Source organism: Blochmannia endosymbiont of Camponotus quercicola, from assembly GCF_059935335.1.
This window is the reverse complement of the sequence record NZ_CP011794.1, coordinates 655,123-667,062: the sequence shown is the minus strand read 5'-3', so window position 1 is coordinate 667,062 and position 11,940 is coordinate 655,123. Positions and strand designations below refer to the sequence as shown.

General features: G+C 28.6%; 9 protein-coding genes. 8 read left to right on the top strand and 1 reads right to left on the bottom strand.

The genetic code is table 11. The features are described 5' to 3' along the window. Positions 1 to 69: 69 nt before the first annotated feature. Both tadA and glyA read left to right on the top strand, forming a co-directional pair. On the top strand, positions 70 to 549 hold the full coding sequence (tadA, locus tag CBquer539_RS02785) for a tRNA adenosine(34) deaminase TadA (protein WP_500836350.1): 480 nt from the start codon (positions 70 to 72) through the stop codon (positions 547 to 549). Between the two features lie 510 nt (positions 550 to 1,059). After that, positions 1,060 to 2,328, top strand: a complete 1,269-nt coding sequence (gene glyA / locus CBquer539_RS02780; RefSeq protein WP_500836349.1) for a serine hydroxymethyltransferase — start codon at positions 1,060 to 1,062, stop codon at positions 2,326 to 2,328. A 77-nt stretch (positions 2,329 to 2,405) separates the two neighbouring features. Here the strand turns inward: glyA and CBquer539_RS02775 are convergent, their stop codons facing one another. Further along, positions 2,406 to 3,215, bottom strand: coding sequence for an inositol monophosphatase family protein (locus tag CBquer539_RS02775; protein WP_500836348.1), 810 nt, complete (start codon positions 3,213 to 3,215; stop codon positions 2,406 to 2,408). Between the two features lie 772 nt (positions 3,216 to 3,987). Here CBquer539_RS02775 and CBquer539_RS02770 point away from each other — a divergent pair. The 6 genes from CBquer539_RS02770 (at position 3,988) to der (ending at position 11,899) form a co-directional block, all read left to right on the top strand. Continuing rightward, complete coding sequence (locus CBquer539_RS02770; RefSeq protein ID WP_500836347.1) at positions 3,988 to 5,157, top strand: IscS subfamily cysteine desulfurase; 1,170 nt, start codon at positions 3,988 to 3,990, stop codon at positions 5,155 to 5,157. Positions 5,158 to 5,671: 514 nt separating this feature from the next. Continuing rightward, the gene (gene ndk, locus CBquer539_RS02765; RefSeq protein WP_500836346.1) at positions 5,672 to 6,076 is read left to right on the top strand and encodes a nucleoside-diphosphate kinase; all 405 of its coding nucleotides are present in this window, start codon (positions 5,672 to 5,674) and stop codon (positions 6,074 to 6,076) included. 222 nt (positions 6,077 to 6,298) lie between these two features. Then, positions 6,299 to 7,429 (top strand): dual-specificity RNA methyltransferase RlmN, encoded by a 1,131-nt coding sequence (gene rlmN / locus CBquer539_RS02760; protein WP_500836345.1) that lies wholly within the window; start codon positions 6,299 to 6,301, stop codon positions 7,427 to 7,429. 226 nt (positions 7,430 to 7,655) lie between these two features. Next, positions 7,656 to 8,786, top strand: coding sequence for a flavodoxin-dependent (E)-4-hydroxy-3-methylbut-2-enyl-diphosphate synthase (gene ispG / locus CBquer539_RS02755; protein ID WP_500836344.1), 1,131 nt, complete (start codon positions 7,656 to 7,658; stop codon positions 8,784 to 8,786). A gap of 30 nt (positions 8,787 to 8,816) precedes the next feature. Continuing rightward, complete coding sequence (gene hisS / locus CBquer539_RS02750; protein WP_500836343.1) at positions 8,817 to 10,115, top strand: histidine--tRNA ligase; 1,299 nt, start codon at positions 8,817 to 8,819, stop codon at positions 10,113 to 10,115. A 338-nt stretch (positions 10,116 to 10,453) separates the two neighbouring features. Further along, the gene (gene der / locus CBquer539_RS02745; protein ID WP_500836342.1) at positions 10,454 to 11,899 is read left to right on the top strand and encodes a ribosome biogenesis GTPase Der; all 1,446 of its coding nucleotides are present in this window, start codon (positions 10,454 to 10,456) and stop codon (positions 11,897 to 11,899) included. The last annotated feature ends 41 nt before the right edge of the window (positions 11,900 to 11,940 follow it).

The following is an 11,940-nucleotide window of genomic DNA, read 5'->3' as shown; positions in this document are numbered from 1 at the left end:
ATCAATATATAAGTTTGATGTGTATCAATTGACATTGATAATGTTTTGTATTACTTCAGAGAAAATTGTATGTATGAAATAGAAAATATAGACGTGATATGGATGCGTCATGCTATTGCGTTAGCTGCTTATGCTGAAATTATTGGAGAAATGTCGGTAGGGGCTGTTTTAATTCAAGATAGCAAGCTTATAAGTTGCGGTTGGAATTCTTCTATTATACACCATGATCCAAGTGCTCATGCAGAAATTATAGCATTACGTACAGGGGGGGAAATTTTGGGTAATCATCGATTACTAGGTACTACTCTTTATGTTACTCTAGAACCGTGTATGATGTGTATTGGAGCAATAATCCATGCTCGTATTCGTCGATTAGTTTGTGGCGCAAAAAATAATAAAATCGGACGAACATCATGGCTAAAAAATGTACTCCAGTATCCAATGATTAATCATCATGTGTCTTTAACAACTGGAGTGTTAGAAAAAGAATGTGCTTCTCAGTTAAATAAATTTTTTAAGCGTCAGCGTCAAGATGTGGTTCTATCATAAAAATATTAATAAAATTTACAATAGAATATATATATATTTTATATCTCACAATGATACGGTGTTACATTTTTTATACAAAATATCTGAAAACAACAAGATACCACCAAACATTACATGTTTGAATATTTAAATCACTATATAAGAACAATATTTTTAATTTAAATAAAAATAAACCACTTTCATCATCTGATCACAATCAATATTTAACAACATAAATGTATAATATACGTACCATCTATATTGATAGATGTATCATATTATTCAAGTGTAAATATAAAATAACTATTTTATATTTACAAGAAAAATGTAAAATTAACTTTTAATGTTACTTTATTTTGTAAAAAAATGGACGGTATTTCCATTGATTTAATTAAATTTTTAAACAATATGTTTAGTATATTATTATAGGTAAATTTTTACTATAATACTTATTATTTCATTTCAATTAAAATAATCCTATATATTATATATAAAATGTATTTTTTGATATAGCAAAGATAGGTGGTTATTATGTCCATGTGTACAAATTATGATGTTGAATTATGGGAAATAATAAAACATGAAATCATTAGACAAGAAGAACATATTGAATTAATAGCATCTGAAAACTATGTTAGCCCTCAAGTTATGCAAGCACAAGGCTCACAACTTACCAATAAATATGCTGAAGGATATCCAGGTAAGCGTTACTATGGTGGATGTGAATATGTCGATATGATTGAACAGTTAGGTATTAACCGTGCAAAAAAATTATTTTCTGCAGATTATGCAAATATACAGCCACACTCTGGATCACAGGCTAATTTTTCTGTGTATAACGCTCTATTACATCCCGGAGACACAATTTTAGGTATGCACCTAAACCATGGAGGACATCTAACACATGGCTCACAAGTAAACTTTTCAGGAAAAATATATAATTCTGTATTTTATGGCGTCGACGAAACTGGCTATATTAATTACGAAAAACTGTATCATTTGGCTAAAAAACATCAACCACAAATGATTATAGGAGGGTTTTCTGCATATTCTGGTGTTATAAATTGGTCTAAAATGCGTCAAATTGCTGACGCTGTTCAAGCATATTTATTCGTTGATATGGCTCATATCGCAGGATTAGTTGCAGCGGGTATATATCCAAATCCACTTCCACATGCACATGTAGTAACTGCTACTACTCATAAAACGTTAGCAGGGCCTAGAGGTGGTTTAATTTTAGCTAATGGAGGTGATTCTGAATTATATAAAAAACTAGATGCTTCAGTTTTTCCTGGTTCTCAAGGAGGGCCTTTAATGCACGTCATCGCGGCTAAAGCAATTGCTTTAAAAGAAGCAATGGAGCCATCCTTTAAGCTGTATCAACAAAAAGTTATTCAAAATGCTAAGGTAATGGTTAAAGAATTTTTATTGCGCGAATTTACAGTAATTTCTGGAATGACTCATAATCATCTTTTTTTGTTAGATTTAAGAAATAAAAACATTACTGGACAGGCTGCTAGTGCAGCATTAGAACAAGCCAACATTATTGTTAACAAAAATAGTATACCAAATGATTTTAGAAGTCCTTTCGTTACTTCAGGTATACGTATTGGTACACCAGCGATAACCAGACGCAATTTTAATGAAAATGATGTTAAAAAATTATCACATTGGATCTGTGATATACTAAATCATATCAATAATGATGAAGTTATTTTATCTATAAAAACCAAAGTTCTACGTATATGTTCTCAGCGTCCTATATATAATGAATGTTATAATAAAAAATCAATTAAGTAATATCATTGTAGATATTATATATTTTATGTAATAAAAATTGTTCTTTTAAAATTAAAGAAAATTTATTAGAAACCTATTCAAGTTATCTGTTCAGATAACCGTATAACTGTTAAAATGGTTCGGATTATTTTTATGTTACCTGCGATTATATTTCCAGACAGTAAATAATTATCAGTTCCAGCAAAATCGATAATTAATCCTCCCGATTCACGAATTATCAAAGTACCGATAGCCAATGATGTATTTTTATGGTCAGGTTTTTCAAAAAAAAAGGTAATACATCCATCTATGCGCCCAACTGCAACGTAAGCTAAATCTAAAATAGTTGCTCCAGTGCAACGAAAATATATATATTTATTGCTAAATTTATTTAGTAGACTAATCATTATATGTTGCTTTTCATTAGAACAAGATATAGAAATAACAGCCCCATGTAAATTATTAGCGGTACCTACACGAATCCGATAACCATTAAGATGAGCTCCTTTTCCACGACAAGCGCTAAATAATTCATTATGGATAGGATCATATATTACTCCTATTTCGATATGTCCTTTAATAAATACAGCAATAGATATAGCAAAAAAAGGAAACTGTTTAATAAAATTAATATCATTATCTATAGATCCAATGATCCAACAAATATTTTCTTTGTAATTTGTATCATTAATATTCTGATTCTTCTGTATAGTAACAATAGTATGCAATGGATAAAATTTTTGAATGACTGTTTTAATAATGTAATATGATTCCTTATTTGTTTTGTAAATAATTTCATTTATAAAATTTGGCTGTATGTTATTTTTATTGAACAATTCATATTGTTTAACAATAAAGTTTCCTGCTTTTCTTATAGCTTGAATAGCAATGTTAAGCATCGGATGCATAAATCATTTATCCAGTAATTCTCATAAATTAAAAAATTAAATATAAAACATATATAATTGTATTAAACATTATAAAGCTATGTTTTCCAAATAACATTAATATTATATTGCGTGCAGTATCGCATAATGTATATGTTCTTGAACATATATAATTATTAAAAGATCTTTAAATTCATCATATTCTAAATTAGAATATTTATTTTTATTACAAATATAATCATGAATATATAATACAAGATCTAAATTTTTATGCTTAATTTTAATTAAGTATTTTGTGTGAGTATATTGATAGAAACTAGAAATAATGATGATTATATATGATATATAATCATCGTCTGATATTTTAGTATAAACGATATTAATACTTTCAATTATTAGCTGTTATATTAAGTTTTAACAAAAAATCATACGAAACAAAGTGTCGTATGTAATTTAAAATAACATTTTTTTGCAATCAATTAATTGAAATTAATTAAAGCGCATATATATAAAATAAGAAATATATTTATTTTAATAGACATAGTTACATACATTTATCTATATTTAAATTAAGCATATATAAATATACAAATACAAAGTAGGTTCGAATATTTTCTATAGTAACGAATAATAATTTCATATAGAATAATGCTTGGGCGCAAAATATATATCAAACCTAAGAATAAATATATTTTAAAATATTTAATCTAATATGTTATATAAATGATGCTGATTATACAATTTCTTTATATTTTACATGTTAGAACAAGTTTTTATTTCTGGAGTATGTTAGATGAAGTTACCAATATATTTTGATTATGCTGCTACTACTCCGGTGGATCCTAGGGTAGTAGAAAAAATGATGCAATATCTTACCTTAGATGGCATATTTGGTAACCCGTCTTCTCGCTCTCATTATTATGGATGGAAAGCAGAAGAAGCGGTAGATGTATCTCGCAAACAAATTGCTCAGTTGATAGGCGCTGAATCATGTGAAATTATTTTTACTTCAGGCGCTACTGAATCAGTAAATTTAGCTATTAAGGGAATAGCCCAAGCTTATCATAAAAAAGGGAAGCATATTATCACCAGCATGACAGAACACAAGTCAGTGTTAGATACTTGCCAATATCTTGAGAACAAAGGATTTGAAATTACTCGTATAATGCCACAATCTAATGGTTTAATTGATTTTGAACAAATCAGTAATGCACTGCGTGACGATACAATTCTATTATCTATTATGCATGTCAATAATGAAATCGGCATAATTCAAGACATAACAAAACTTGGTAAATTATGTCGTCTACATGATATAATATTTCATGTGGATGCAACTCAAAGCGTTGGTAAATTACATATTGATTTATCTGTTTTGCCAGTAGATTTAATGTCTTTTAATGGACATAAACTATATGGACCAAAAGGTATAGGCGGTTTGTATATACGACAACATAGACATCCAAAAATTCATATTATTGCTCAAATACATGGAGGAGGACATGAATGTGGTATACGTTCTGGTACATTGCCGGTTCATCAAATTGTTGGAATGGCTGAAGCGTATCGTTTAGCCAAAGAAACGATGGCAACAGAAATGATTTATTTAAAAAAAATGAGAGATCGGTTATGGCAAGGATTACAACAAATTGAAGGAGTATTAATTAATGGTGATTTGGATCATAGTATAGGCACATTATTAAATATTAGCTTTAGCCACATCGATGGCGAAACATTAATAATAGCATTAAAAGATTTTGCATTATCTTCTGGTTCTGCTTGTGCCTCTGGCACTTTAAATCCGTCACATGTATTACAAGCATTAGGAAGAAATAAGGAGTTAGCATATAATTCAATTAGATTTTCTTTGGGTCGTTTTACAACTGAAGAGGAAATAGAATATGCCATTCATCATATAGCTACTACTGTTATAAAATTAAATGCAATGGTACATTTATTATAAATACTATAATAAAATACATACATGTGTTTCTAAACATGTAATTATTAGAATAAACAATGTGTCTATAAAAGATTTATAATTTTATTAATATTATTTAGAAATACATAAAAAAAGATTCTTTTTGAAGAATATCTTTCATACATTAGGTTGTATATTTTTAATTTTTTAACGTTTTTGTTATTGATTGTGCAAATAATTAATGACGATTTTAACATTTTTGAATATTATTATTTAATGTAAAACTAAACATTTCGTCAAAATTAGTTGTAACTGGTAAGATTTTATTAATAATAATCATCCCGCTTGTACAATTAAGATTAGCAATAAGATGCTATAAAAATATATACATATACGTAATATATTTACTTATCTGTGTTGTGTTTATTCTAAATTTAATTTATGTTTTATTAATTATGTATATTTTATATAAAAACATACAGTAATGTTATATAACGATAGTTATCGTAGACTTATTTCTATATAATAGTAGGGATAGAGGTTAATAGGAGCTTTTATGTTTTGTAAAGAAAACACACTGTCGATCATAAAACCAGATGCGGTTGCCAAAAATATAATCGGATCTATAATTAGCAGATTTGAGGTTTCTGGTCTTATTGTGGTGGGAGCTAAAATGTTGCAATTAACATGTATACAAGCTTCTGAATTTTATTTTGAGCACCAAAAAAAAACTTTTTTTGACAGTTTAATAAATTTTATGACTTCTGGTCCAATATTCATACAAATATTGGAGGGCAATAATTCAATACAACGCAATAGAGAAATTATGGGAGCTACTAATCCAGCACATGCGTTAGCAGGTACTATCAGAGCTGATTATGGGTATGATTATACTAAAAATGCCATTCATGGATCAGATTCTAAGACATCTGCTGCACGTGAGATTTCCTATTTTTTTTGATACATAAAAATGAACATATATAAATATTTTATTATTTATCAGTACGAAAAATAGTTTCAAACAATAAATTATTTAATAAAACATAATACTGGTAGACAATGTAAACATGTTTTAAGTATGAAAAATGGTGATGATTTAATTAAAATTCTATTAACTTCATGCTAACAAAATATTGATATTCATCTCATTTTTTAAAAACATTAATAGTGAGAGATATATTTTATGTACACAAAAAAAGTCAATCTTCTTAATATGAACAAAGAAGAGTTACTAAATTTTTTTACTAAATTAGGGGAAAAACCTTTTCGTTCTCATCAGATAATGAAATGGATATATCATTGTTACTGCGATGATTTTAATCAGATGACAAATTTGAGTAAATCTTTAAAAATAAAACTAAATCAAATAGCGGAGATTCGTGCGCCAATAATTGCAAAAGAACAATTATCTGCAGATGGAACAATTAAATGGGCTATGAAAATTGGTGAACAACAAGTTGAAACAGTTTATATTCCTGAAAATATGAGAACGACCTTATGTATTTCATCCCAGATTGGATGTCCATTAGGATGTAGTTTTTGTGGGACAGCACAACAAGGTTTTAATAGAAATTTACGTGTATCAGAGATAATTGGTCAAGTTTGGAGAGCAGCGCAACTTATTGCTTTTAATAAAAAAATAAATATAAAAAATAGATTTCCTATTACTAACATAGTATTTATGGGTATGGGAGAGCCGTTGTTAAACATTATTAACGTTGTATCAGCGATAAAAATTATATTAGATGATTTTGGTTTTAGATTATCTAAACGACATATTACTCTTTCAACTGCTGGTATTGTTCCAGGTATAGACAAACTAAAAGATATGATCGATGTACCATTAGCTATATCCTTACACGCTCCAAATGATATGATCAGAAATAAGATTATGCCAATTAATACAAAATATAACATTAATAATGTATTGGAAGCAGTACGTAGGTATTTAAAAAAAAACAAATCTAACCATGGTCGAGTAACAATAGAATATGTATTGCTGAATCATATAAATGACGAAGTTCTACATGCCCATCAATTAGCCAAACAACTTCATGGTATTCCGTGTAAAATTAATTTAATCCCATGGAATCCCATCCCGAATATACAATACGCATGTAGCTCACACGTTCGTATGCATGCGTTTCTTAAGGTTTTATTACAACATAATATAACAACTATTATACGAAAGATAAGAGGCGCAGACATTAACGCTGCCTGTGGACAATTAACAGGAGAAGTGATTAATCGCATAAATTACAATGTACCTCGTTATAAAAAGACAACACCATTACATTATATTGAATATCATTAGATGATTAATAAAATGGCATATTTTAAAATATTCCCAATTTATATGATAGGGTTTATCTTTATTTTAAGAAAAATAAAAAATAGTAAATCTAATATAGTAGCTACATATATTTATATATATATATAAAATTGTAAAAATTATGATTTCTATTCAATATAAGAGTAATCTCTTTGATTTTGTATAATCACGTATTTATTGTTTAAAACATGAAAATATCGGAGAAAATATGAATAATATTACGAACATTATTCGTCGAAAGTCTACACGTATTTATATTGGTAATATCCCTATTGGAGATGGCGCGCCTATTGCGATACAATCTATGGTAAATACTCGTACTACAAATATTGCTGAAACAGTTGCACAAATTAATAACTTAAAAAAAGCAGGAGTAGACATTGTTCGAATATCAATACCCACCATGGATGCAGCTGAAGCTTTTAAAATAATTAAACAACAAATAATTAATGTTCCATTAGTAGCAGATATTCATTTTGATTATCGTATTGCATTGAAAGCAGCTGAATACGGAGCGGATTGTTTACGTATCAACCCTGGTAACATCGGGAATAACAAACGTATTCGATCTGTAGTGCATTGTGCTCGAGATAAAAATATATCTATTCGTATTGGTGTAAATTCTGGATCTCTTGAACGTGATTTACAAAAAAAATATGATGGAAATCCAACAGAACATGTATTATTAGAATCAGCAATGAGACACGTAGATATTTTAGATAAATTAAATTTTCATCAATTTAAAGTCAGCGTTAAATCTTCTGATGTGGCAATCACAGTGCAAGCATACCGTGCATTGGCATTAAAAATAGATCAACCACTGCATATAGGTCTTACTGAAGCCGGAGCTTTACGTAATGGCACAGTAAAATCTGCAATAGCTTTAGGTTTTCTATTAAACGAAGGTATTGGGGATACAATACGCATATCATTGGCTACAGATCCTATAGAAGAAGTAAAGGTAGCGTTTGACATTTTAAGAACTTTAAAGATTCGTGCTCATGGCATCAATTTTATAGCTTGTCCGGGATGTGCGCGACAAGAATTTAATGTAATGAACGTAGTTAATACGTTAGAGCAAAAAGTAAGTGATATCACGACACCTATGGATGTGTCTATTATTGGATGTGTAGTTAATGGGCCAGGAGAAGCATTAAAAGCAACAATTGGTGTCGCTGGGGCACATAATAAAAGTGGTATATATGAAGATGGTGTACGACAACAAAAACGCTGTGATAACGTATTAATAATTGAAGAATTAGAACGTCGTATTAGAGCTAAATCTGAATTATTAAACAAAAATCATCACGTTACTGTATCGCATACAATAAACAAATAATCGAAAAAATTAATGCATGATTAATTAAGTATGGCAAAAAATATTCAATCTATCCGTGGTATGCATGATTATTTACCAGAAGATACTATTATCTGGCAATATATAGAAAATATACTTGTAACTATATTAGACAGTTATGGATATAAGGAGATTAGGTTTCCTATTGTTGAAAATACAGATTTATTTAAACGTTCAATTGGAGAGGTGACGGATGTAATAGAGAAAGAAATGTATAGCTTTAATGATCGTAACGGTAATAGTTTAACATTACGCCCCGAGGGTACATCTGGATGCGTTCGGGCAGGTGTTAAGCATGGACTGTTCTGTCACCACCAAGAACAACGTTTATGGTATCTTGGTCCGATGTTTCGCTATGAACGCCCTCAGAAGGGACGTTATAGACAATTTCATCAATTTAGCGCTGAAGCTTTTGGTCACATAGGCCCTGACATAGATGCTGAATTAATTTTAATTACTGCTCGTTGCTGGAAAAAATTAGGAATTAATCATCATTTGTCGTTAGAATTAAATTCAATCGGTTCTTTGTCAGCTAGATTAAATTACCGAAAAAAATTAATAGCCTTTTTAGAAAAAAAATCAAGCAAATTAGACCATAATGCTCTACGTCGTTTATACTCTAATCCAATGCGAATCTTAGATACTAAAGATAGTAAAACTAAAGAATTACTGCTTCAGGCTCCCATGTTAAACGATTATTTAGATAATGATTCGCATGTTCATTTTTCCGAATTATGTCAGTTATTGGATTTTTTAGGGGTGTCGTATACAGTTAATCCGTATCTGGTACGTGGTTTAGATTATTATAACAGAACGGTTTTTGAATGGGTCACTGATAGCTTAGGGGTAAAAAAAACTATCTGTGCTGGAGGGCGTTATGATGAATTAGTACAAGAGTTAGGAGGGAATGCAGTACCTGCGATAGGGTTTTCCGTAGGATTGGAACGTGTAATATTGTTAATGAAAGAAATTAATAATAATAATAACAATACTATTTTAAATAAAAATATATATATCGATGTATGTTTAATTAGCGTAGGACATGATGCTCAAAAATATTCAATGCTATTATCTGAACATATTCGTTCAATGTTACCATCTATACGATTAATGGTACATCATGGAGGAGGTAATATAAAAAAACAATTTTATTGGGCTAATAAGTATAAAACACAAATTATATTAATCATGAATGAAAAGAATGCCCTTGAAAAAACAATTATTTTAAAAAATTTACAAACAAAAACTCAAGAAATATTAAAGCACGATGAAGTTGTTTATAAATTAAAACGTATATTGCATATTGCATGAAATCATGCTCATAATAGGTGAATATATATTAATGATTATTAATTGAATTTATATTAGAGGCATTAAGAGTGTGTATATAAATAAAAAAATCATAGAAATGCAGATTAATGATATAACATACAAATTTCCTATACATGCGATATATAAAAATTATAAGCTAATTTGCAATATTGTTTTTATAAACGTTAATTTAATTAATGCTGATACTTTTAATTTATTGTATTATATTATCAATTATAAATCATAGCTTAACATGGAAATAACTTTATTATGTTATTTAACGCTGATATCGTTATTCGTAAATATGTTGTGTTATGTGTTTGAGGAATAATAAATTAATGTTACCTATCATTACACTGATTGGACAAAAAAATGTAGGTAAATCTACTTTATTTAATAGACTAACACATACACACGATGCTTTAACATCTAATTACCCAGGATTAACACGAGATCGACAATATGGTTATTTTCAATGCAAACAGTTTAAGTCCATTCTTATTGACACTGGAGGTATTGAGGAATTTTTTAATATAAAAACAGAAGGTATTCAAAATTGTGTGTCCTATCAAACAACTCTTGCAATAAAAGAAGCTGATATTATATTGTTTATAATGGATAAACAATCTGTGGGAACAGATATAAATTATAATTTTTTTAAAGAATTAAAAAAATTAAAAAAAAATATGTTTGTAGTAATTAATAAAATGGATCACATCCCATATCATATACATACTATGATATGGGATTATTGTTTTTTTAGTATAAAAAGTATTATTTTTATTTCTGCAATTCATGGATACGGAATTGATAATTTATTAAAAAATATATCCTCATTAATTTCAAAAAATAGATTTTTTTATAAAAAAAAAATACCTACAGTTGATATAAATAAAATTATTTATAAAAAACACAGAAATTCATCTGTTCTTAACAAAACAGAAACAGATCCTACTATTACATTAGCTGTCGTAGGGCGTCCTAATTCTGGTAAATCTACATTTGTTAATCATATCTTGGGAAAAAAACGTATGATTACTTGTAGTACACCAGGAACTACTCGGAATTGTATTTATGTTCCTATAACATACAACGAACAACAATATATATTAATAGATACGGCAGGAATACGAAAAATAAAAAAAATAGATCATATAGCACCAGAGATAGAAGTAGAGCAAATTTCTATATTAAAAACACTTCAAATCATCAAAACTGCGCATATTGTATTATTTATGGGAGACGTAAAGCTGGGGATATCTGATCAGGATTTATATTTGTTACGATTTGTTATAGACAATGGTAAAGCATTAATAATTGTTTTTAATAAATGGGATAAGATATCCCCAGCTTTACGTGATAAAATAAGGAGAGAATTATACGAAAAAATAAGTTTTATCAACTTTACTCAAATACACTTTATTTCAGCATTATACGGCAGTGGTATTAAAACATTATTTCAATCAATTAAAAAAACACAACTTTGTTCTCGTGCTATAAAAACCATTAACACTGCATGTTTAATTCGTGTAATGTATACAGCTATCGCTAAATGTCCTCCCCCATTTTTATATGGGAGTAGAATCAAACCCAAATACATTCATGTTGGCAAGTATAACCCATTAACTTTGATAATCCATGGAACTCATGTTAGCAAATTACCCGATGATTATAAACGGTATCTAAAAAAATATTTTTACCGCGTGTTAAATATCACAGGTATTTTATTGCAAATAAAATTTAAAGATACTGCTAACCCATTTTTAATAAACAAAAATACTTAATATAAATTATATACAAGAAAATGGGAATCTTTAATAATATA

What these genes read in the sequence shown, in the direction of transcription:
- hisS (WP_500836343.1), top strand. Translation starts at nt 8,817, where the DNA reads ATGGCAAAAAATATTCAATCTATCCGTGGTATGCATGATTATTTACCA.
- rlmN (WP_500836345.1), top strand. Translation starts at nt 6,299, where the DNA reads ATGTACACAAAAAAAGTCAATCTTCTTAATATGAACAAAGAAGAGTTA.
- ndk (WP_500836346.1), top strand. Translation starts at nt 5,672, where the DNA reads ATGTTTTGTAAAGAAAACACACTGTCGATCATAAAACCAGATGCGGTT.
- der (WP_500836342.1), top strand. Translation starts at nt 10,454, where the DNA reads ATGTTACCTATCATTACACTGATTGGACAAAAAAATGTAGGTAAATCT.
- CBquer539_RS02770 (WP_500836347.1), top strand. Translation starts at nt 3,988, where the DNA reads ATGAAGTTACCAATATATTTTGATTATGCTGCTACTACTCCGGTGGAT.
- glyA (WP_500836349.1), top strand. Translation starts at nt 1,060, where the DNA reads ATGTCCATGTGTACAAATTATGATGTTGAATTATGGGAAATAATAAAA.
- CBquer539_RS02775 (WP_500836348.1), bottom strand. Translation starts at nt 3,215, where the DNA reads ATGCATCCGATGCTTAACATTGCTATTCAAGCTATAAGAAAAGCAGGA.
- ispG (WP_500836344.1), top strand. Translation starts at nt 7,656, where the DNA reads ATGAATAATATTACGAACATTATTCGTCGAAAGTCTACACGTATTTAT.
- tadA (WP_500836350.1), top strand. Translation starts at nt 70, where the DNA reads ATGTATGAAATAGAAAATATAGACGTGATATGGATGCGTCATGCTATT.